This window comes from Elusimicrobium sp. An273, assembly GCF_002159705.1.
Classification (GTDB): Bacteria; Elusimicrobiota; Elusimicrobia; order Elusimicrobiales; family Elusimicrobiaceae; genus Avelusimicrobium; species Avelusimicrobium gallicola.
On record NZ_NFJD01000004.1, the window covers coordinates 109,969 to 132,105 of the forward strand.

23 protein-coding genes are annotated in these 22,137 nt (G+C 52.6%); 15 read left to right on the forward strand and 8 right to left on the reverse strand.

The features are described 5' to 3' along the window. Positions 1–13: 13 nt before the first annotated feature. From B5F75_RS06155 to B5F75_RS06190, 8 genes are all read left to right on the forward strand, one after another. Complete coding sequence (locus tag B5F75_RS06155; protein WP_087289035.1) at positions 14–832, forward strand: peptidylprolyl isomerase; 819 nt, start codon at positions 14–16, stop codon at positions 830–832. Next, positions 816–2,030, forward strand: coding sequence for a peptidylprolyl isomerase (locus tag B5F75_RS06160; protein WP_087289037.1), 1,215 nt, complete (start codon positions 816–818; stop codon positions 2,028–2,030). Before B5F75_RS06155 ends, B5F75_RS06160 begins: the two co-directional genes overlap by 17 nt. A gap of 86 nt (positions 2,031–2,116) precedes the next feature. Continuing rightward, entirely contained in the window at positions 2,117–3,049 is a 933-nt protein-coding gene (locus tag B5F75_RS06165) for a PdxA family dehydrogenase (RefSeq protein ID WP_087289039.1), read from the forward strand. A gap of 143 nt (positions 3,050–3,192) precedes the next feature. Beyond that, positions 3,193–3,897 (forward strand): biotin--[acetyl-CoA-carboxylase] ligase, encoded by a 705-nt coding sequence (locus B5F75_RS06170; RefSeq protein WP_087289041.1) that lies wholly within the window; start codon positions 3,193–3,195, stop codon positions 3,895–3,897. Further along, the gene (locus B5F75_RS06175; protein ID WP_143351270.1) at positions 3,894–4,112 is read left to right on the forward strand and encodes an OadG family protein; all 219 of its coding nucleotides are present in this window, start codon (positions 3,894–3,896) and stop codon (positions 4,110–4,112) included. The genes B5F75_RS06170 and B5F75_RS06175 overlap by 4 nt, the downstream gene beginning before the upstream one ends. A 15-nt stretch (positions 4,113–4,127) precedes the next feature. Beyond that, a complete protein-coding gene (locus B5F75_RS06180) occupies positions 4,128–5,924 on the forward strand; it encodes a biotin/lipoyl-containing protein (RefSeq protein ID WP_087289045.1) in 1,797 nt (598 codons plus the stop codon). Between the two features lie 12 nt (positions 5,925–5,936). After that, a complete protein-coding gene (locus tag B5F75_RS06185) occupies positions 5,937–7,094 on the forward strand; it encodes a sodium ion-translocating decarboxylase subunit beta (protein WP_087289047.1) in 1,158 nt (385 codons plus the stop codon). Between the two features lie 66 nt (positions 7,095–7,160). Next, positions 7,161–8,111: a glycosyltransferase gene (locus tag B5F75_RS06190; RefSeq protein ID WP_087289049.1), complete on the forward strand. Its 951-nt coding sequence runs from the start codon at positions 7,161–7,163 to the stop codon at positions 8,109–8,111. Positions 8,112–8,150: 39 nt separating this feature from the next. On the opposite strand, the gene B5F75_RS06195 is transcribed toward B5F75_RS06190, so the two are convergent. Genes B5F75_RS06195 through B5F75_RS06220 form a run of 6 tightly spaced genes read right to left on the reverse strand, consistent with a single transcriptional unit; the run spans position 8,151 to position 11,905 of the window. Further along, positions 8,151–8,648 (reverse strand): hypothetical protein, encoded by a 498-nt coding sequence (locus B5F75_RS06195; protein WP_087289051.1) that lies wholly within the window; start codon positions 8,646–8,648, stop codon positions 8,151–8,153. A 12-nt stretch (positions 8,649–8,660) separates the two neighbouring features. Further along, on the reverse strand, positions 8,661–8,741 hold the full coding sequence (locus B5F75_RS07775; RefSeq protein ID WP_087289053.1) for a prepilin-type N-terminal cleavage/methylation domain-containing protein: 81 nt from the start codon (positions 8,739–8,741) through the stop codon (positions 8,661–8,663). Positions 8,742–8,774: 33 nt separating this feature from the next. After that, positions 8,775–9,422, reverse strand: a complete 648-nt coding sequence (nth, locus tag B5F75_RS06205) for an endonuclease III (RefSeq protein ID WP_087289055.1) — start codon at positions 9,420–9,422, stop codon at positions 8,775–8,777. Then, positions 9,412–10,233 (reverse strand): metal ABC transporter permease, encoded by an 822-nt coding sequence (locus B5F75_RS06210; RefSeq protein WP_087289057.1) that lies wholly within the window; start codon positions 10,231–10,233, stop codon positions 9,412–9,414. The genes nth and B5F75_RS06210 overlap by 11 nt, the downstream gene beginning before the upstream one ends. Then, on the reverse strand, positions 10,230–11,018 hold the full coding sequence (locus B5F75_RS06215) for a metal ABC transporter ATP-binding protein (RefSeq protein ID WP_087289059.1): 789 nt from the start codon (positions 11,016–11,018) through the stop codon (positions 10,230–10,232). Before B5F75_RS06215 ends, B5F75_RS06210 begins: the two co-directional genes overlap by 4 nt. After that, complete coding sequence (locus B5F75_RS06220) at positions 11,006–11,905, reverse strand: metal ABC transporter solute-binding protein, Zn/Mn family (protein WP_087289062.1); 900 nt, start codon at positions 11,903–11,905, stop codon at positions 11,006–11,008. The genes B5F75_RS06215 and B5F75_RS06220 overlap by 13 nt, the downstream gene beginning before the upstream one ends. Before the next feature lie 105 nt (positions 11,906–12,010). Here B5F75_RS06220 and B5F75_RS06225 point away from each other — a divergent pair, with 105 nt between their 5' ends. Next, complete coding sequence (locus B5F75_RS06225) at positions 12,011–12,913, forward strand: DMT family transporter (protein ID WP_087289064.1); 903 nt, start codon at positions 12,011–12,013, stop codon at positions 12,911–12,913. 3 nt (positions 12,914–12,916) lie between these two features. Beyond that, positions 12,917–14,158, forward strand: coding sequence for a threonine synthase (locus B5F75_RS06230; RefSeq protein ID WP_087289066.1), 1,242 nt, complete (start codon positions 12,917–12,919; stop codon positions 14,156–14,158). A gap of 56 nt (positions 14,159–14,214) precedes the next feature. Here B5F75_RS06230 and B5F75_RS06235 read toward each other — a convergent pair whose 3' ends face one another. After that, the gene (locus B5F75_RS06235; RefSeq protein WP_087289068.1) at positions 14,215–14,496 is read right to left on the reverse strand and encodes a type II secretion system protein; all 282 of its coding nucleotides are present in this window, start codon (positions 14,494–14,496) and stop codon (positions 14,215–14,217) included. 152 nt (positions 14,497–14,648) lie between these two features. Here B5F75_RS06235 and B5F75_RS06240 point away from each other — a divergent pair, with 152 nt between their 5' ends. From B5F75_RS06240 to B5F75_RS06250, 3 genes are all read left to right on the forward strand, one after another. Continuing rightward, positions 14,649–15,524, forward strand: a complete 876-nt coding sequence (locus tag B5F75_RS06240; RefSeq protein ID WP_158093797.1) for a DUF4912 domain-containing protein — start codon at positions 14,649–14,651, stop codon at positions 15,522–15,524. A 1-nt stretch (position 15,525) separates the two neighbouring features. Further along, positions 15,526–17,148, forward strand: a complete 1,623-nt coding sequence (locus tag B5F75_RS06245; RefSeq protein WP_087289072.1) for a glycoside hydrolase family 57 protein — start codon at positions 15,526–15,528, stop codon at positions 17,146–17,148. Positions 17,149–17,279: 131 nt separating this feature from the next. Continuing rightward, on the forward strand, positions 17,280–18,566 hold the full coding sequence (locus B5F75_RS06250) for a hypothetical protein (protein WP_087289075.1): 1,287 nt from the start codon (positions 17,280–17,282) through the stop codon (positions 18,564–18,566). Positions 18,567–18,616: 50 nt separating this feature from the next. Here the strand turns inward: B5F75_RS06250 and B5F75_RS06255 are convergent, their stop codons facing one another. Further along, positions 18,617–19,090, reverse strand: a complete 474-nt coding sequence (locus B5F75_RS06255) for a GreA/GreB family elongation factor (protein WP_087289077.1) — start codon at positions 19,088–19,090, stop codon at positions 18,617–18,619. Between the two features lie 98 nt (positions 19,091–19,188). Between B5F75_RS06255 and B5F75_RS06260 the strand changes: the two genes are divergently transcribed. Then, positions 19,189–19,938 carry a S1C family serine protease gene (locus tag B5F75_RS06260; RefSeq protein ID WP_087289079.1) on the forward strand — a complete coding sequence of 250 codons (750 nt, stop codon included), beginning with the start codon at positions 19,189–19,191 and terminating at the stop codon, positions 19,936–19,938. Between the two features lie 142 nt (positions 19,939–20,080). After that, entirely contained in the window at positions 20,081–22,009 is a 1,929-nt protein-coding gene (locus tag B5F75_RS06265) for a hypothetical protein (RefSeq protein ID WP_087289081.1), read from the forward strand. Positions 22,010–22,137 lie beyond the last annotated feature (128 nt).

The window sequence follows — 22,137 nt, forward strand, 5'->3', positions numbered from 1 at the left end:
ATAGTATATGCATATGAAAAGATGTTTGCTTATCGCCGTTTTATGCCTAGCGGTCTGGGGCTGCAAAAAAGCCGCCGACACCATCCCGGACGATGCCGCCGCCCGCGTGGGGCGCGAAACCATCACGGAAGAAGACATTGCCGCCCGTACGGCGCTGCTTTCAGAGGATGACCGCGCCTTCGCCAAAACGCCTATCGGCCGCCAGAATTTGCTGCAGATTATTACGCGCGAAAAACTGATTGCCGCCGCCGCCAAAGACGAACAGCTGGATCAGTCGGACGTGTACCTTTCCATTATGGAAGACAAGCGCGCCCAACTGGCCGACATTTACCGCCAATTCGGCGAGCAAACGCTGGAGCAACTGTGGTATGACGAGCTTAAAGAAAAAGGCGACACGGCCGTAACGGACGAAGAAATAGACGCCTACTACGACAAATACCCGTATGAAATGACCATTCAGCAAATCATCATCGACAATGCCCAAACCGCCGACCAAGTGCTGCGGGCGCTCAAGGCCTCCCCCCGCCGCTGGAACGAACTGGAACGCCAATACAGCTGTGCGCCGGATGCGCTGCGCAAACTTTCGTTTATGCCGGGGGAATACCTGCCGGACATTGAGGTCATCGCCGCCAACTCCCCCACCAACAGCGTGCAAGGTTTTTTCAAAACGGCGCAGGGATTTCATATAATAAAGAAAACAGGCGAGAAACGCCTTTCGCGCAAAGCGGCCGAGCCGCGCATCCGCGAAGTGTTGGAAAATAAAAAGTTGGATAAAATTTTGGATGCTCTTAAAAACAAGTACGAGGTTGTGATATATGAAAAAAGCGAATAAACTGTTTTTAGCCGTCTTGCTGGCGGCGTTAGGGGTAAACGGGCAGGCCAAGGTAATGGAATCTTCCGTTGCCACGGTGAACGGACGCCCGATTCTCTCCTCCGAGTATGACACGTATCTGGACGGCGTCATCGAACAATATGAACTGGCTGCCCCGCAATTTTTGCAGCAGCCCTACGCCAAAGATATTTTAGGGCGGGAAGTGCTTAAAGAACTGATTTCCAAAGAACTTTTGTATCAGGCCGCGGAGGAAGAAAAAATCCAAGTAAAAGATTCCGAGGTGGACGCCGGGTTGAACGAAATCAAGAGCCGGTTTATCGTGGATGAAACCACCGGCAAGCCCGATCCCAAAGGGGCCGACAAACGCTTTACCGAAGCCCTTAAAAAACAGGGCATGAGCCTGAAAACCTACACCAAAAAGCTTTCCCAAGATGTGGCCGTGCGCAAACTGATGGAAGAAAAGCTCAAAGCCACCGTCAAACCCGTGGAAGAGGCCGACGCCAAAGCGCTGTATGACGACGTGGAAGCCGTCATGAAAAATAAAACCAAAAAGATAAAAGAACTGGAAAAAGAAGATCCGGCCCGCCTTAAAGAAGCACAAGCAATCGCCGCCAAACTCAAACAGCTGACGGGCGAACAAGTGCGCATCGGGCACATTTATCTGGCCGTTACCAAAGATATGAAACCGGCCGACGTCAAGAAAAAAGAAGAATTGGCCAAACAAATCAAAAAAGAAATTGACAACGGAATGGATTTCTCGGAAGCGGTCAAAAAATATACCGAAGACAAAAACGCCCTGGCCAGCGGCGGAGATATGATTTTGCTCAAAGGTGTAGCGCCCAAAGCCATTGACGAAAAAGCGTTTTCGCTCGCCGTAGGCAAAGTAAGCGATCCGATTAAAAGCGATGTGGGATTTCACATTATTAAAATTAAAGAAAAACGCGCAGAAAGATCGATTTCCTACGAAGACATTGCCAAAGATTTAGCCCAATACTTGGCCCAGCAGCGCGTACAGCTGGCGATGGCCCAATATATTGAAGAGCTCTACAACAAGGCCGACGTCAAAGTAACCATTGAATTTGAATCGGACGCCCTGCTGCAAGACCAAGCCGCCGACGCCAAAGCGGCCCCGGAGAAATCCGCCGCCAAAGACGCCAAAGCGGACGCCAAAACGGCTAAAGAAGACAGCAAAAAATAAAACGGAGTCTGTCCATTCGTTTCTAAACCTAAAAGGCAAAACGGTTCCTCACCTCCCTTTTGAGTTTAATTAGATTCGGACAATTCATGAAACCCGTTGTATTTATAACCGCGGGCGACCCGTTGGGGATCGGCCCGGAAGTAACCGTTAAAGCTTTAAAAAGCCCGTTAGTACAACACGCCTGCTCTCCGATTGTCATCGGAGAGCCGTGTTCGCTTTTCCGCGCCGGATTTTCTGACCGGCTGGCGCGGCTTATTAGTATGGACACCTGCGAATGCCTGCAGGACGCGCCCCACGGCCCCACCGAAGCCGGCGGGCTTTCTTCCTTTAAATCCGTAGAACTCGCGTGCAAGCTGGCCCTTCGCACCCACTGCCCGTTGGTAACGGCTCCCATTTCCAAACAAAGCTGGTCGTTGGCGCATATCCCGTATGTGGGCCACACCGAACTGCTGCGCGAACGGGCGGGAAAAGAGGGGCTGATGATGTTTGTCAGCGGGCCCATCCGCTGTGCGCTGGTCAGCGAGCATTTTGCCATTTCCGATTTGCCCCATATTCTCACGCGATCGCGCGTTTCTCAGGCCGCCCGGCACTTTGCACAGGCTTTGCAACGCTTGGGCGTCAAGCACCCGCACATTGCGTTTTGCGCGCTTAATCCGCACGCCGGCGACAACGGCAAATTCGGCACCGAAGAACATTCCGTCATTGAACCCGTCATCCGGGCCATGCGCCGCAAAGGAATTTGCGCCGAAGGCCCCTTTCCCGCAGACAGCATTTGGGCGGCCCACGCCCACGGGAAATACGACGGGCTGTTGTGCATGTATCACGACCAGGCGCTTTTGGGCCTTAAACTGGCCGCGCGCGAGCCGATTGTGCACGTAACGGCCGGGCTGAAGTTTTTGCGCACCTCCCCTACGCACGGCACCGCGTTTGACATTGCCGGCAAAAACAAAGCCAACGCCCAAAGCATGACGGCGGCCATCTTGTTTGCTGCCGCCCGCGCCAAATGCCCGGAAATTTAAAGCGACGCCTCATTTCCAAAAAGAGTATAGAAAAAAGCCTTTTCCCCGTCTGTTTTCTTCTGCGTCTCTTTTAAAACTTTTTTCTTCTTTTTGGATGCCAGAAAATCCAGCCCGCTCCTCTTTTTATTTGTTACAATGGGGATATGAGCTCCAGCGTGCATTTTAAGGAAATAGATTCCACCAATAATTACCTCAAAGAACACTGCGCCCAACTGCCGCACGGATTTATTGTAACGGCGGACAAACAAACCGCCGGCCGCGGCCGTTTTAACCGCAAATGGGTATCGCAGGAAGGCGGGCTCTATTTCTCCGTATTAATCAAGCCCGAGCAAACCGATTTTTGGCCCAATTTTACGCAGCTGATGGGCCTTAGCCTCTGCCGCGCAATTGAAAAACGCTACCCTAAAACATATCTCAAATGGCCCAACGACGTGCTGGCCGACGGCAAAAAACTGTGCGGCATTTTAAGCGAAGGCGTGCTCTGCGGCGGGAAATTGGAAGGAATGATTATCGGCACGGGCGTAAACGTGGGGCAAAAAACCATGCCGGACGTGGGACAGCCGGCCACCTCGCTCTATCTGCTGGGCGTGCAGGCGGACAAGCAAACCTTGCTGGGCGAGATTATGGACTATTTTTGGCAGGACTATCCGGCGGTGCAAGCCCGCGGATTTGCCGCCATTTGCGAGCCGTACCGGGCAAGATTTCCCTTCATCGGCAAAGAAATCACCGTTAAAAACGGCGAAAAACCCCTTTGTGGAACAGTGCGGGACGTATCTTCGCGCGGGACGCTTCTGTTGAACACCGCCGACGGCCCGGAAGAAATATACATAGGAGACCTGATTGTATGAGTGCAGATAATCTGATGATGCAATCCGTCAACATTACCATTATCGGAATGTTGGTCGTTTTCGTGTTTCTGATTATAATGGTCGGAATCATGAAAGTGTTGGGCAAGCTGGTAGAGGCGATGGAAAAGTATTTTCCGCAAACCGTACCCGGCGCCGAAGACAACGCACTAATTGCAGTGGCCGTGGCCGCCGCCAGAAGATTTCAAGGAAAATAAACCGGGGGAACCAATATGAAAAAAATTAATTTTATGCTGACCGCGTTTCGCGACGGCTTTCAGTCCGTCTACGGCGCGCGCGTACTGACCAAAGACTTTATGCCGGCGGTAGAAGCCGCCCGCCATGCGGGAATTAACCACATGGAATTTGGCGGCGGGGCCCGCTTCCAGGCGTTGTTTTTCTACTGCAACGAAAACGCTTTTGATATGATGGACACCTTCCGCAAAACCGCCGGGCCGGACGCCAACCTGCAAACCTTGGCCCGCGGCGTAAACGTGGTGGGGTTGGACAGCCAGCCCTCGGACGTGATCAAAGCCCACGCCCAACTGTTTAAAAAACACGGCACCACCACCATCCGCAACTTTGACGCGTTAAACGACGTAAACAACCTGATCTATTCCGGCCAGTGCATTCACGACGCCGGCCTCAAACACGAAGTGTGCGTGAGCATGATGTCCTTGGCACCGGGCTGGGATCCCACGGGCCAAATCCACACCGAAGTTTTCTACGAAAAAATCCTGCGCCAAATTTTAGACTCCGGCGTTCCGTTTGACTCCGTCTGCTTTAAAGACGCCTCCGGCACTTCCACGCCGGCCACCGTCGGCAAAACCATTGCCATGGCGCGCCGCCTGCTGCCCAAAGGCACCAAAATTGTGTTCCACACGCACGAAACGGCGGGCAACTCCATCGCCTGCTGTTTGGAAGCCATCCACGCCGGGGCCGACCAGCTGGATCTTTCCATGCAGCCCGTATCCGGCGGCACCTGCCAGCCCGACATTTTAACCATGTGGCACGCGCTGCGCGGCACGGAATACACCTTGGACATTGACCCCAAGAAAATCCAGGAAGCCGAAAACGTGTTTCAAGACTGCATGAGCAAATACTTCCTGCCGCCCGAGGCCACGGCGGTCAACCCGATTATTCCCTTCTCTCCGCTGCCCGGCGGCGCGCTGACGGCCAACACCCAAATGATGCGCGACAACGGCACCTTTGACAAATTCCCCGAAGTGGTAAAAGCCATGGGCGAATGCGTCAAACTCGGCGGATTCGGCACGTCCGTTACGCCGGTTTCCCAGTTCTACTTCCAGCAGGCCTACAGCAACGTAATGTTTGGCCCCTGGAAAAAAATTACCCCCGGCTACGGCAAAATGGTACTGGGCTACTTTGGCAAAACGCCGGTGGAACCAGATCCGGAAGTGGTCAAAGAAGCCAGCCAGCAGCTGGGCTTGCCCCCCACCAAGAAAACGCCGCTTGAAATCAACGACGCCGACCCCAAGAAAGGGCTCAAAGTGGCCGAGGCCAAACTCAAAGAAGCCGGCCTGCCGGTAACGGAAGAAAACGTATTCATCGTGGCCACCTGCGCCGACAAAGGGCTCTTGTACCTGAAAGGCGAAGCCAAAGTAAACGGCATCCGCTGGGCGGCCGACGCCAAGAAAGCGGCGGCGGCTTCGTCGGGTGCGGTAAAAGTAACCGTCAACGGGAAAGCCTACGAAGTCGTGTTTGACGGGGACAGCGCCGTCGTAAACGGAAAACGCTACAACGTGTCCACCGCCGCTTCGGACGCAAAAGCCGAAGCCAAACCCGCCGCCAATACGGGCGCGGGCGGAACGGTGAAATCCCCCCTGCCGGGCGCTGTGTTGCGCCTGAGCGCAAAAGACGGGGAACACGTCAGCGAAGGGCAGGAAATTATAGTATTGGAAGCCATGAAAATGGAAACGGCCGTTTCCGCCACGGCGTCCGGTACGGTGCATTTCCTGGTCAAACAGGGCGACCAAGTTCAAACCGGCGACGCGCTGGCCGAAATTAAATAAGGGGAGCCGCATATGGATATTTTAACTTCTCTTACGAAAATAGCGCACGCCACCTCGCTTTATGCGCTTACGTGGCAGCAGCTGGTGATGATTGTGGTATGCTGTTTCCTCTTGTGGCTGGGGATTAAAAAGCAATTTGAACCGCTGTTGCTGATTCCCATTGCCTTTGGCGGGCTGCTTTCCAACATTCCGCTGGCGGGCATTGCCGAAACGGGCGGGTTTCTGCGCGTCGTATACGATGCCGGTATTCAGACGGGGCTTTTCCCGCTGTTTATCTTTATGTCCGTAGGCGCCATGACGGACTTCGGCCCGCTGATCGCCAACCCCAAAACGTCCCTTTTGGGCGGGGCGGCGCAGTTTGGCATTTTCGCCACGCTGATTGGCGCCATTGCGCTTTCCTACGTGCACTTTGGGGACGCCCAGCCCTTTGCGTTTGGGCTTAAAGAAGCGGCCTCCATCGGCATTATCGGCGGGGCGGACGGCCCGACGGCCATCTTCTTAACCTCCCGCCTCGCGCCCCAGTTGTTGGGCGCCATTGCCGTAGCGGCGTATTCGTATATGGCGCTGGTGCCGATTATCCAGCCGCCCATTATGAAGCTCTTGACCACGGACGCGGAACGCAAAATCAAAATGACGCAGCTGCGCCCCGTTTCCAAACGCGAGAAAATCTTGTTCCCGCTGGTGCTCTTGCTTTTGTGCGCGTTCCTGCTGCCCGACGCCGCCCCCTTAATCGGCGCGTTGACGTTTGGCAACCTGATTAAAGAGTCCGGCGTGGCGGAGCGTTTGTCCAAAACCCTGCAGAACGACTTCTGCAACATTACCACCATTCTGCTGGGGTTGTCGGTCGGTTCCAAACTGCAGGCCAGCCAGTTCTTAAAAACCGAAACGCTGGGGATTTTGCTCTTGGGCATTATTGCCTTCTCCATTGCCACGGCTTCGGGCGTGTTGCTGGCTAAGCTGATGAACTGCTTCAGCAAAACGAAAATCAACCCGCTTATCGGTTCCGCCGGCGTATCGGCCGTGCCGATGGCGGCGCGCGTTTCCAATAAAATCGGTTTGGAATACGACAAAAACAACTACCTGCTGATGCATGCCATGGGCCCCAATGTGGCGGGCGTCATCGGCAGTGCGGTGGCGGCGGGTGTGTTGCTGTCGCTGTTGGGAAAATAGTATATTTTTCCGCCTGATTGTAAACGCCCCGTGTAAACGGGGCGTTTTTGTGCTACAATAACCCATATGGATTCCCACTTTATCCCCTCTTCTTCTAAAAAAAATACGGCCGTTGTGCTGGGCGCAACGGGCAACCTGACGTTTGCGCTGGGCGTGGTGCTAAAAGGCTTAAAACGCCATAGTGCAGCCCTGTTGGAACGGGCGGACGTCATCATCTACTATCAAAATATGGACGAAGCCTGCCGCCGGGCGCTCAACCAAATTACGCCCTGCCGGTTTGTGGAGTACCACTTTCCGCATATGGAAGGCCTTCGCCCCAAAGCGCTGCGCGACTATGGCGAAATGACCTTCGTGCGCTATGAATGTTTCCGGTTTCTGTATCACTATGAATATGTATTGTGGCTGGATGCGGACATTTTAATTCAAGAAGACATCGCCGATATCGTACAGCACATTCCGCACGGAATCGGGTTTCGTCGCGAGTATTACGATGAGCGCGTACGTATGAATTTTACGCAGGATATCGCCGGTTTTAAAATGGATGCCCCCCACTATAACGCCGGGATTATGGCCATCAGCCGTCAGCTGCCCGCCAAAGACTTTAACGCGCTGGCGGACTGGTGTTACCAAAAAACAGCCGCGATTACCCAATATCTTGTTTTCCCGGATCAGGGGATTTTGCTGCTGATGTGCCAGCACTTTGGCCTGACGATAGACGCTTTGCCGGAAGCCTACAACTGCGAAGCGCGCAGAAAGGCCTCCGCCCTGAAACACGCGGCGATCGTACACGCGGTAGGGCACCGCAAATTTTGGAAGTATTATTATTTTGACGAGTGGTACCAGACCTACCGGGAATGGGTAAAAGAAACGGGGCTGGTGTGCCAGAACGATTTTCCCCTGCTCAAGAAACTCGGCTTACTTAAATACCCGCTGTTTCAAGTGGCGCCCAATCCGGGCAAGCACCCGCTTAAATTGGCTACGTATTTGCTAAAAGCACTGCTGCGAAGAAAATCCTAAACAATTCAAAAAATCCCGCCGTTAGGCGGGATTTTTAATTTAATCAATCAACCAGCAATCGCCGGACACATAACTGCAAGTGGTCGGCTCCTTGCCGCCACTTAAAATTTTGCATAAGTTTTTGCTTTTTTCATCAGTATTGTCCATAGCATTGCATTTAATTTGGAATTTTTTATCCAATCCCGATTCGCCAGCCCAATGCACCGGCAGCATAAGCCGAATATAATACGGCCCTTTTTTATAATACTTATAGGCATGGGCCGTGCCGGTAGCAATAAGAGATTTGTTGCCCATCATAATTTTAGAGTCGCCGTTTACGCAGCTGCCGTCTTCTTTTTTGCCCAGTACACACCCCAACGTAGCACCGGCCGGAAGTTGCAAGTCCGGATAATTGTTTAAATCCTGATCGCTGGTGGATCCGCCCTCCATTAAATATAACTGGCGGGCGCGGTAAATTTCGTACATAATATCACGCGTCTGCACGAACTCCGCTTTGGCCACGGCTTTTTCATATTGCGGAAGCGCAATGGCCGCCAAAATACCAATAATTTAAACAACAACTAACAGCTCTATCAGCGTAAATCCGCTGTGTTTCCCCAAGGGGAAAAAGGAATAAATGTTTTTCATCATATTCTCTTTAACCTCGCTTCAAAAGCAAACCTGCTAAGCCGATATTTTTACCCCTTTTCGCGGGCAGAACCCGGCCAGCGTACAGCGCGAACATTCCGGCTTGCGCGCGTTGCATACCTGGCGGCCGTGCAAAATAAGCGCAATGCCAAACCACGCCCAGTACTTGTAGGGAATCACTTTCATCAAATCTTGTTCCACTTTTACGGGATCGGTTTGCCGGGTAAGCCCCAGGCGAAACGATAAGCGTTTGATGTGCGTATCCACCACAATGCCTTCGGGTTTCTTAAAATAATCGCCCAGCATCACATTGGCCGTTTTGCGCGCTACGCCGCGAAGGGTAAGCAAATCCTTCATATTTTGCGGCACTTCGCCGCCGTATACGTCACAAATGCGTTTGGAACTTTCTATTAAAGACAGCGCTTTACTGTGGTAAAAACCCGCCGAGTGGATTAATTTTTCCACCTCTTTGATATCCGCCCGGGCCATGGCCTGCGGCGTGGGGAACGCCTGAAATAAGGCGGGCGTAATTTGGTTTACGCGTTCGTCGGTGCACTGGGCCGACAAAATGACCGCGCACAACAGCTGCCAGGCATTTTGATGATGAAGCGGAATAATATGCTCGGGGTATAATTTTTTTAACGCTTTTAACAGCTCATTTACATCCGTTTTTTTAGCGGGCATTGGAAGTTCCCCCCATCCGGGCCCAGCCGTACGCGCACGCCAGCACCAGCAAGTTGACCAAAATAATGGTCGCTCCAGACGGGATATTAAACACAAAAGATAAATACACCCCCGCCCACACACTGCCTACCCCAAAACAGGCCGCCAGCCACAGCACCTGCTTAAACGTGCGCGAAACCAACAGCGCCGCCACGGGCGGAATAATAAGAAGCGCCGAAATAAGGAAAATGCCCACCACTTTAAAAGCCAGCACCACCGCCACCGAAGTAATGACCACCAGCCCCGTATTGACGGCCTGCACGGCAATGCCGCGCGTGCGGGCAAAGGGCTCGTCAAAACAGGCGGAAGTCAAATCCCGATAGAAAAAGAACAGCCCCGCCAGCACCGCCGCCAGCAAGAGGGCGCACAGCACGGCTTCGTCTTTGGAAACGGTCAAAATACTGCCAAACAAATACCCCAATAAATCGGTATTAAATCCGCCCGCCAAGGCCGTAATCAGCAACCCGACCGACAGCCCCGCCGCACTGACAATGCCGATTGCGGCGTCCCCGTAGATTTTAAATTTCTGCGTCAGTTTCATAATCCCCAAAGACGCCGCCGCCACCACCGGCACCGATACGTACACCGGATTGGCCGACAGCAACAACGCCGCCGCCACCCCCGTCAGGCATACGTGGCTCATCCCGTCCCCGATTAACGAAAGCCGCTTGAGCACCAAAAACACCCCCAGCAGCGCGCACGAAGCCGCCACCAGCGTCCCGGCCACCAGCCCGCGCTGTACAAACCCGTAGCTTAAAAATTCGGCAATCATTTGTTTGCCTCCCCGCACATTCCGCCCAGCGGGCATTGGCCGTGGTTGTGCAAATGGTCAATAGTATGCTGGGCAAAGGGGCCCAGTTTGGCGGCCACTTCGGGCGAGTGGCAAAATTCTTCTTTGGTGCCGTAAAACACAAGCGTTTTATCAATATACATAAACTTGGAAATATACTTTCCCACTTCGCCGGTGTCGTGCGTAATAAGCAGAATGGTTACCCCCTGCCGCGCATTTAAATCCCCCAGCAAATTAAAAAACATCTCGCGCGATTCGGGATCCAGCGCCGTGGAAGGCTCGTCCAAAATCAACAACTGCGGATTGCTTACCAGCGCCCGCGCCAACAGCACACGCTGCTGCTGCCCGATGGATAAATCGTGAAAAATCCGCCCCGCATAATCCCGCGTGCGGGTTTTTTGCATTGCCTCGTGCACTTGTTTGAGCTCTCCCACCGAAACGCCGCTTCCGTGGCGGGCAGAAAGCCCCATCAGCACCACTTCTTCGGCCGAAACAGGAAACCGGCTCTGCGCCACCGGGCTTTTTTGCGCCAAATACCCGATTTTGTACCACTCTTTAAACGCGTCCAGCGGCTGGCCGAACAGTTTAATTTGCCCTTTGCCTTTTTCCAGCCCCAGCAGTAATTTTAGAAGCGTCGTTTTTCCCCCGCCGTTGGGGCCGATAATGCCCACATAATCGCCCGCCTGTACGGAAAAAGAAACCCCTTCCAACACCGGCACGCGCACATAAGCAAACTGCAGGTTTTCGGCTTCAATTACGCTTGGCATCCAAGCCCCCTTTGCAAGCTGTCCAAATTGCGCCGCATCAGCTCGCCATAGGTAACGCCGCGGTCAAAATCGTCTTTGCTGACGTGTTCCACCGTATAGAGCGGCAGCACCTGCGCGCCCGTTTCTTCGGCTACCGCCGCCGATAAGCGCGGCGAAAGCGTCTCCTCGGTAAAAATGGCGCGGATTTGGTTGTCTTTAATAAACCGAATCAGCTCCGCCACGCGGCGCACGGAATTTTCCCCGTCGTGGGAAGACCCCGCCAACGCCGAAAGTGACAAACCGTAATTTTTCGTCAAATTGCCAAACGCCAAATGCCCCACATGCACCACCTGGCGGCTTTGGCAGGAGGCCAGCCCGGTTTGGTACGCGGCGTCCAGCTCCGCCAGTTCCTTTTCAAACGCTTTTAAATGGGCTTCGTATTCGGCGCGGTGGGAAGGGTCTTTCTGCACCAAGGCAAAAGAAATGGCGCGCGCGATTTGTTTGGCGTTTTGAAAATCCATCCACACGTGTGGATCGTCGGAAGAAGCGGCGTATTTGGCGGCTTGCACCACGGCCGTTTGCTCCCCGGCCGAGGAAAGCACATCTTTGGCCCACGGTTCAATCCGGTCGGAAACGTAAATAAAAATATCGGCGTTTTTGACCGTTACCAACGCCCCGGGGGTGGGCTCAAACGAATGAGGCTCTGCATTGGCGGGAAGGAGCATCGTTACGTCCGCCAGCCCGCCCGAAAGCTGTTTGGCCAGCGTATACGGCACATAGCCGGAAGTAACCACGCGGGGTTTTGCCCCCTCGGCCACCGGCACTTGGTGGCGGCGCGGCGCCAGGGAAAGCCACCAAATCAAGGCGGCGGCTAATAAAAATAAAACGGCGGGCAAGTGTTTTTTCATACGGGAAAATCTCCTTAAAGGCTATAGTATATTATACGATTTTACCCACCCCCCGCGGGAACGGAGCGGGAATTTACTATAATATACAAAAGGAGAATTAAAAATATGAGCTACATACTGGCCTTGTGTTTGGCACTTTGTTGGGGGACGGCTTTTTTGGCGTCCAAAAATATCGTGGAAAGTCTGCCGCCGTACTGGGGTACGTTCTACCGGGTGTTGGCGGGGTTGTGTTTCTTTATCGTTTTGTATGCCGTGCAACGGAAAAATTTGAAATGCCCGATTAAACAGCTTTGGCGGCCGTGGGCGATCGGCCTGCTGCTGATTTTACTGCCGTTTGCCGCCATTTCTTGGGGCCAGCGCTTTGTCGCGCCGACGATCGGCGGTATTTTTAACGGTACGGTGCCGATCTGGTCGTTTATTGCAGGGGCCGTACTGCTCAAAGGCGAAGACCGCTTTACCTGGCGCCGCGCCGCCGGCGTAACGGTGGGGATGATCGGGCTTTTGATTATCATGCACCCGATGATTTCCGCCGCCAAACTAAACGCCAGCCCGATGGCGTTGTACGGCTGTTTTGCGTTCCTCATTATGGCGTGGTCGTACAGCTTGGGCAACGTGCTGACCAAAAAAATTATGGTAGACAGCAACGCCATGACCCACGAAGCCAACACCTTCCACCAGTATTTATTCTCGGCGGTGGTCTTGTTGATTATCTCGTTTTTGGCTGAACCGGTGCCCGCCGCGTCGGCCTTTACCACCAAAGTAGTGCTTTCCATTATCAGCGCGGGGGTGTTTTCCTCGGCGGTGGCCTTCTTATTAATGGTAGCGTTAATCAAACGCTGGGGCGCTACGCGCATGGCCTCGGTAACGTATTTCACCCCTGTGGTGGCCATGGCCAGCGATATGATTGCTTTCGGCCGCATGCCCACCGGGGCGGAACTGGGCGGACTATTACTGATTTTTGCCAGTTTGGTAATGATTCAGAAAAAAGTGGAACCCGAAAGCAAATAACGTATGAAAAAAATCTTAAACCTCCAGTGCATCAACTGCGGCAAGGAACATAAAACCAGCGAAGCCAACTTCGTCTGCACGGCCTGCGGCGGCAATCTGGAAGTCAATTACGATTACAAGCTCATTTCCAAACGCTTCAGCATCGGCAAGCTAAAGGATAACCGCGAATTTGATATGTGGCGGTATATGGATTTGCTTCCTATCAACGACCACGACAAAGTCCCCCACGTGCACGTGGGCTGGACGCCGCTTTATCCCTGCAAAGACCTGGCCAAAGAGCTGCATATTTCCAATTTGTTTATCAAAGACGAAGGCCGCAACCCGACCGGCTCCATTAAAGACCGCGGCAGCGCCGTAGCCGTGGCGCGCGCGCTGGAGTTGGAGCAGGAAGTCATTGCCGACGCCTCCACTGGCAACGCCAGCGACTCTTTGGCCTGCCTCACGGCCAGCATGCCGATGAAAACCGTCATCTTTGCGCCCAAATCCGTGCCCGACCCCAAGCTGGTACAGCTGTTGGTATACGGGGCGGAAGTAATCGGCGTGGACGGCTCGTACGACGAGGCCTTTGAGCTGTGCAAGCAATCGGTGCAGAAATACGGCTGGTATTCCCGCGCGGCGGGGTTCAACCCGTTTACCCGCGAGGGCAAAAAAACCTGCGCTTTTGAAATTTGCGAACAGCTGGACTGGGAAGCCCCCGATAAAGTGGTAGTCGCCGCCGGGGACGGAACCGTTTTGGCCGGGCTGTGGAAAGGATTTACCGATTTTAACAAACTGGGCATTATTGAACGCATGCCGCAGATGATTGCCGTCCAAGCCGAGGGAAGCGCCGCCATTGCGGAGGCGTTTAATACCCACAGCGAAGTAAAATCCGTTTCGGCACATACGGTGGCGGACAGTATCGTCGTCAACTATCCGCGCGACGCCGCCCTGGCCCTACAGGCCTTGCAGGAATCCAACGGCATGGCCTTAACGGTAACGGACGAGGAAATCCTGCAGGCGATTCCGGAACTGGCGCGCAAAGCCAACATCTTTGCCGAACCCGCCGGCGCGGCCACATATGCGGCCCTTAAAAAACTGGTGGCCCAAGGCAAAATAGAGCGCGACGAGACGGTGGTGCTGGTCGTAGGCGGCAACGGCCTAAAGGACATTGATTCCGCCATGCAGGTGCTCCCGAAAGTTTGCGTAATTCCCCCCACCATGGCGGCGGTGGAACAGGAACTCAAAGCCAAAGGCTTCATTAAATAGCTTTACGCCAAACAAAAATCCCCCGTCTTTCCGGGGGATTTTTGTTTTATATCCTGCTATTTGTTCATTTGTTCAAAAGCATCCAAACTGGCGCTGTTTACTTGCGTGGGCACGCAGATGTTGCCCACCAGCCGCCCGTTGCAAGGAGCTGGAGTCTGTTTGGCCCCCGGCGCGGATTTCTTTTGCGGGCTCGTCTGGGCCGGTGCGGTTATCCCCGGCAAGCTAAGTGCCCGGCGGGTTTGCCCGGCATACTGCTTGAGAACCAGCGATAAAAGCACCGCCATAATAATGACCGAAATCAGCAACCCCAATAAACCCATTCCTTTGTTGTTTTTCATACAAATCACCTCTGTTCCTATTATACCACACCCGCTTGCCGGCCCCCCGCGCCGGCAGGCTTAAAAATCCCCTTTTGGGCGTTATAAAATGCTAAAATAAAATGGGGGAAAAAATTCTCTTACAAACTAAAAGGGTGAGGTATTACATAACTATGACGCAAAATTTATCTTCGTCCGCCTTGGTCAAACCCTTGGCCAAAGACGTACACGCCGAAGCGGATATTCCGTCCGGATACGGAAAAACGGAAAGCTTTCTGCTGCCCAAGGATCCCGCTTGGCTGTTTCTGTTTTGGGAAATTACCCCAAACACGCTGGACTGCATTAAAAGCCAGTATAGTGAAGACGTCCTGAAAAATGCCCGCACCGTCATTCGCCTGCACGACGTCACGAACGTACAATTTTTTGACGGGAACAACTCCGTTACGCACTACGATATGCCCGTCATTTTTGAAGCCCGCAGCTGGTACATCAACGCCCCGCAGGCCGGCCGCACCTATCTGGCCGATTTGGGCTACCTGACCGCGGACGGCAAATTCATTTTGGTGTCCCGCAGCAACTCCACGCTGCTGCCGCCGGGCAAAGTGTCCGACATCGTGGACGACAAATGGATGATTGTGGAAGGGGACTTCCAAAAACTTTTGAAACTGGCCGGAGCCGATTATATCGGTCTGGGCGCCAGCGAACTGATGCATGTGCTGGGCCAGCGCTGGAAACTGACGGAACTGACTTCTTCCGGTGCGCCGAGTTCCTGGTCTTCTTTTGCCTTGCACTTAGATAAAGTTCAGCCCGAAGAAAATGAAGACATTTGGCTGCAGGCCGACTGCGAAATCATCATCTACGGTTCCGCCTCCAAAAACGCCATTGTGTCCATCAACGGGAAGGAAATTGAATTAAAAGAAGGCAAATTTTCCATCCGCCAGCACCTGCCCGCGGGCAGCGTGGTGGATCTTCCCATCAAAGCGCGCAACGCCAAAGGCGACAAAACGCGCCAGATAAACATCAAAGCCCTGCGCGAACAAGGAAACTGATATGGGTGAAGAAAAAGGTTATTTAGCACTGGTGCTGCATGCGCACCTGCCGTTTATCAAACACCCGGAATACCCGGACTTTCTGGAAGAAGACTGGTTCTACGAAGCCATGGTGGAAACGTATATCCCCCTGCTTAACGTATTTGAGAACCTGACCGAAGAAGGAACCGATTTCCGGCTGACCATGTCGCTTACGCCGCCTTTGTGCAATATGATGGAAGACCCGCTGCTGATCAGTCGCTTCCGCCATTATTTAAACCAGCGCGTAGAGCTTTCCCAAAAGGAACTCAACCGCACGCAAGGCACCGAATTTGAAGGCGTGGCGCGGATGTATTTCAACAAGTTCCGCCGCTATCAGGACTTGTTTGAAAACCGCTACCACGGGCATGTGCTGGAAGGATTTAAAAAATTCCAGGATATGGGCAAGCTGGAAATTATCACCTGCTGCGCCACCCACGGCTACCTGCCCTTAATGGTGCACAAGGAAAGCGTCAACGCCCAAATTAAAGTGGCCGCCAACGATTACAGAAGCCGCTTCGGCCGCAGCCCCAGAGGCATCTGGCTGGCCGAATGCGCCTATAATCCCGGCGACGACAAATTCCTGCGCGACGAAGGCATCCGCTTTTTCTTTACCGAATCGCACGGCCTTTTGCACGGTACGCCGCGGCCTAAATACGGGATTTATGCCCCCGTATACTGCCCGCAGACGGGCGTGGCCGCCTTTGCGCGCGATATGGAGTCGGCCCAGCAAGTCTGGAGTGCCGAATCCGGCTACCCCGGCGATCCGCGCTACCGCGAATTCTACCGCGATTTGGGCTACGACTTGGATTACGATTACATTAAACCGTACCTCCATTCCGACGGCGTCCGCCGCAATATCGGCATGAAATACCATAAAATTACCGGCAAAGTGGCCCTGAACCAAAAACAGGCCTACAACCCGCATGAAGCGCGCGAAGTGGCCGCCATGCACGCCGGAAACTTTATGTTCAACCGCCAGAAACAAATTGAATACTTAAGCACGCTCTTAGACCGCAAACCGCTGGTAGTTTCCATGTACGACGCGGAACTCTACGGGCACTGGTGGTATGAAGGAATTGATTTCTTGGAATATCTGTTCAAGAAAATCTATTACGACCAGAAAGACATCAAGCTCGTTACCCCCAGTGAATACCTGGAAATGTACCCCGAAAACCAAGTGGTGCAGCCGTCCATGTCTTCTTGGGGCGACAAAGGCTACCACGACGTATGGCTCAACAGCGGCAACGACTGGATTTACCGCCACTTGATTAAGACCTCCGAACGGATGATGGAACTGGCCAACAAGTTCCCCCATGCCGACGGCCTCCTGCGCCGGGCGCTGAACCAACTGGCGCGGGAACTGATGCTGATGCAGTCTTCCGACTGGGCCTTCCTGATGACGACGGGAACCGCCAAGGAATACTCCACCAAGCGCACCAAAGACCACGTCAAGCGTTTCAACGAGCTCTACGAACAAATCCAGGGCAACCGCATTGACGAAGGTTTCGTGTACGACTTGGAACAGAAAGACTCCATTTTCCAACAAATGGATTACAACGTCTATTCCAGCGCGGCCAAAGAAGCCGTCCTCAGAAAGTATTAATCCGAAACGAATCAAAAAATCCCCGGAGATGACTCCGGGGATTTTTGTATATGCTTTCGTACTAAAAGGCCCACCCTCTCCTAGGCCCAAAGGCCCTGGCGCCGCCTTTTTTTTCTTTCTATAGTATAGGTATGAAAACAACTCATTTTATTCTGCCGGCGTGTTTGTGCTGTGTGTTTTTGCTGCCCAGCACTCCCAGCTGCGCCCAAAAAGGGAAAACGGCAAAACAAATTGTTGCCGCGTCCACCCAACCCGCATTGACCGCGCCCGTGCGCGCCTCGCTTGAAAAGAGCCTTGCTCTTCCGGTTGCCAAAACCGTTGAAGCGGCCTTGCCCAGCCGCCAGCTTCCCGCTTTGACTGCGGCCCAAGAAGCGGCACAAGCAGCGTTTCTGAAGGAACAAAGCCGCCACGCCAACGAAATTGCCACCATTATGAATTTTTCCCTTAACAAAAAAATTCTTAATTATTCCTTTACCTTGGAACAGGAACGGGCCAACGCCAGGCGGTTGGTTTCCACTTTGCAAACTTACCAAACCTTAAATTTAAATGAACTGCAAGAAAATAATTTATTAGAAAAAATGAGCGGTTTTCTGGTAAACAAAAGTTTGCAAAATTATTTGTTGGATTCCATGGTCAATAAAAACTACCTGCAGTTTTTGCGGGATTTGGCCAACTATTACAGTCTGTCCGTTAAATTTATGACTTCGTATGAACTGCGGTTTATCGCCGCGCAGGACACCCGTGAAATTTTCGCTCAAACCGCGTTGGACTATATGAAAGCCCACCCCCACAAAATGAACCTAAAGCTGCGGGAAATTATGAAATCTCCTTTCGTAACGGGCGAGTTAAAAGCTTCCCTGCGCAGTTTCATTGCCCTAAACCAGATTCTGCCCCAGCACGAAAGTTCTTTTTTAACCGTTTTGCGCGAAGCGCATAAACAGCACAGCAACGGCTTGGCCCATGCCCGCACCGAGCAGGATATTACCGCTACCATAGAAATTTACCGCTCCAGCGCAAAAGAGCTGGAAGAATTTACCAAGCGCTACAACCGCTCTCCCCGCTGGAATGCCCCGTTAAAAGAACGCCGGCTGTATAATAAGCTGGTACTTTTGATTATGCACAACCAAGCCAATCATTTTAAACAAGTAGTGCCCTATATCGCCCACATCAACCAGCTGTTGGTTCAGTTCCCCCATGTGCGTATGTCGGCCAATGAAACGATGGATCGCCTGCAGAGATTTATCCAAAAGAACCATCGCTTTCCGCGCTCGATTACGGAAGCAACGGAAAAAATAAAAGTTCCGGAAGCCGAATTGGACTTATATGAAAGCGCGTTTTATTGGGAAAGCAAGGACAAGGCGTTTGCCGCCGCCGCATTTGAGTTAAGAAAAGATCTGCAAAATTCCGCAAATCAATAAAATAAAAAACCGGGCCGCTTATAAACGGCCCGGTTTTTATAGCAATAAACCTATTTATATTCCAATTTGACCAATTTGTATTTTTTAGGCCCTTTGGGAAGGATAGCTTCAAAGGTTTCCCCTTCCTTTTTGCCCAACACGCCATTGGCCAAGGGGGATTTAACGGACAGCAACCCTTTCTCCGGGTTGGACTCCATAGACCCTACCAAGGTATAGGTAAACTCAATGCCGGCCGCTTCGTCCCGAATCGTTACCGTAGCCCCGATGCGGGCTTCGCTTTTGTCCACGGTCAAATCATCGGTAATTTGAGCGTTTCGCAAGCGGATTTCCAATTCCTGGATGCGAATCAGCGTTTCCGTTTGTTTTTCTTTGGCGGCGTGGTACTCGGCATTTTCCTTCAAATCACCTTGAGCGGCCGCTTCCCCGATTTCGTTGGAAAGCTCGGCCTTTAAATTTTTCAAATCTTTCAGCTCATTTACCAGAGCTTCATATTTTTTGCGGCTTACGTAAAATGGTTCTCCCATAATGGCAACTCCTTAAATACCTACTCCATAAGTGTACTATTTATCCGCCCGCTTTTCAATGTCTACCCGTTAAAAAGATTTATTGCTATAATCTGGATATGAGAGTTTTTCTGACCCCTTTTCTTCTGCTGGCCTTCCTTACCCTGCCGCTTGCGGCCCAAAACAACCACGTCCTGATTGCGGAACAAAACGCGCCGGCGGTAGTGGCCATAAATGTGGTCAAGAATGACGGCTCCACCTTTACCGGAACGGGCTTTGTGCTGACGCCGGACGGGCTGATTGCCACCAGCCGGCACGTGGCGGAAAACGCCTTGTACATGAACATTACCTTTAATAACGGGGCCGTATCGGGGGAAGCTGTATCGGTGGCGGCCGCCGGAAACGTAGATTTGGCCCTGCTTAAAATAAACGCCCGCAATCTGCCTTATGTTACGCTGGGCAATTCCGATACCGTCCTGCCCGGTCAAAACATCACCGTTATCGGCAATCCGCGCCGCCTGCAAAACACCATTTCCTCCGGCCTGATCAGCCAAGTACGCAAAAAATCAGACGGCGTGATTTGGCATCAAATCAGCGCCCCCATTTCCCCCAGCTCCAGCGGAAGCCCCGTGTTTAACGCCCAAGGAGAAGTGATTTCCGTTGCGTTTGCCAGTTATAAAGGGGAAGGCAACCAAAACCTCAATTTCGCTGTCCCCTCCAATTATTTGACCGAACTGGCCACAGCGGCCGGCTATGTGCTGCCCGGCGCCAAAGCAGGGGCGGCTCCCTCGGAAGAAGCAACTAACCCGTTTATCGCCCATTTGCAAAAATCCTGGCAAATTTTAAAACGTTTATTCCAAAAAATATAATTTTGCTCAAAAAGGGTCTTTTTGCGTTAAATCCACTTGAAAATTTCCCGCTAAATGGGTAGACTATTGCTATAAGCCGGCTACAGGCGCGACCTTCGCGGCCCATGCCGGAAAGTTTTTATTATTTCAATAGGGAGTTTGTATGAAAAAAACGATTTGGAAAATACTTTTATTTATCGTCTGCCTGGCTGCGATTGTATTTTTGTTGCTTCCCTTCTTGGAAACCACTCCCGCGCCGCAAAACACCGCGGCTGCCCCTAAAGCTACCCCGCAGATTTTTACTTCTAACCCGCTGACGGAACTCGTCAACCGGATTGCCCGCTTTTTCGGAAAACGCCAGCAACAGGCGCCGCAAAACGCCCCGGCGCTTACCGCCCAGCAAGCCAACGAACAATTTGGCACGCCTCAAGGGGAAGAAGTCTATGCCGATGCCCGCGCCGCTCAAAATTATATTTCCACCGAGCAAACCCCTTCTTCTACTCCGCAGCGCAAAAACAGCTTTGAAAACGCCGCCTTTCAAGATGAAGAAGGCGAATGGGTGTTAATCCGCCAAAAAACTCCCGAGTTGGGCACTCCGGGTATGCACGAAATCAATACGAAAGACAACGCCTACGACTCTTATGTCCGGCAGGAACGCGCCGCCCGCTTTACGCCGGTGGCCCAAGTCAAAAAGAAAAAAGAAGTGCCGGATTCCAAATTTGCCCGTTTCTTTAACCCGATTAAACGTTTCTTCGGCTTTGGAAACGCCAAAGAAAATCTGCCCGATACGGCCCGCTGGCAAGAACAGGATGCCGCCATGCTGGCCTCTTCGCAGGGCATAGGCCGCTCCCGCAATACCACGGGCAGCCGTTTCGCCCGCGGCGGGAACGTAAATATGGCGGGAATCAACGGCGATTTGCCGACAGAGACTTCAGCAAGCGACAGCCAAACGCCGCTGTTGTCGTATCTGGATCCCGAACAGACGGTGGATGACGTTTCTTCTTTCTTGGCCGATTCCAGATATCCCAACCCGAGAACGAATGAAGAACAACAGGAAAAAGAAAAATACCGCGAGCAACGCCGGGAACAAGCGATGAATTATTTTAACGAACGGGTAGAGGAACGCCTCAACCGGTTGGCGGCCGGGCAAGAACCGCAGGATGAGCTCAAAAAGATGTTACAGCTGGCCTGCTCCAACTCGGCCATGCGCCCCGTGAAAATGAGCGTCTGCGGCTATCCAGCCCCGGCACCCGCTACCCAGGATGAAATTCAGGCCGCCAAAGAGGAAAACCAAGCCTTATTTTCCGAAAAAATTAAAACGCAAATGCCGCCTACGGCGGTGATGCCCATTATCGGAAAAGCCACGGAAATACCGCCGGCACTGGTTTCGGACAAATCGTCGGAAAGTTATCTCCGCACGATGGAAATTTATAACTTTATGTTCAACAACAGCGACTGCGCCAGCCGCCCCTGCTATTGGGTAGCCAACGGCATACAAACCAACACCGAACTGCAGGACGCCACTGCCGGCGCCGCAAACGCCACGCTGAAAGGCGACCCGCTGGGTAAATACAGCACTATTCAGCAACAGTTTATCGAATACAAACAATCCCAGAGCCAAGGTCAGCCGCAAGATCCGCAAACGCTTCAAAAACAGACCGAAGACTTTGCGCCCGCTTATATTTTGTATACGGTAGACGAACTGAAACAATTGCAGGCCCGCAACAAACAGGCGATGATTAATCAAGACCACAGCGCCGGCATTGCGCTGTATGCCTTATCCGCCCCCATTGCCAAGCAATTAACACAGGACTTGCAAAGTCCTACCTTCTTTTACGGCAGAAATGATGCGTTCATTGATGCAGACAACTACCCCACCTTTCAGGAACGCGCTACGGTCTTGACCAACGATTTGGCCGATCAAATCCAGTTCTTCAAGCAAGTTGCGCAGGAGCTGCGCCGCAACGCGGCCCGCGAAGTGGTGGAAGAAAGCACCAAAGCCCGCGCCAAAGAAATCTTTAAACGGGCGCAAGAAGAACGCAAAGCTTTTGACCAAAGCAATAATTTGGGCAACGCCGAAAGAGGCCAGTAACGCGCTATTTTTCAAAAAACGCCTTCGCTTTCTGGCGAAGGCGTTTTTGTTTGGCCTTTTTCAAAAGGCTTTATCCTTCCGCGCCAACAGGGATTTAGTGTTTCTTTTCGGGCCAAAAACGGGTATAA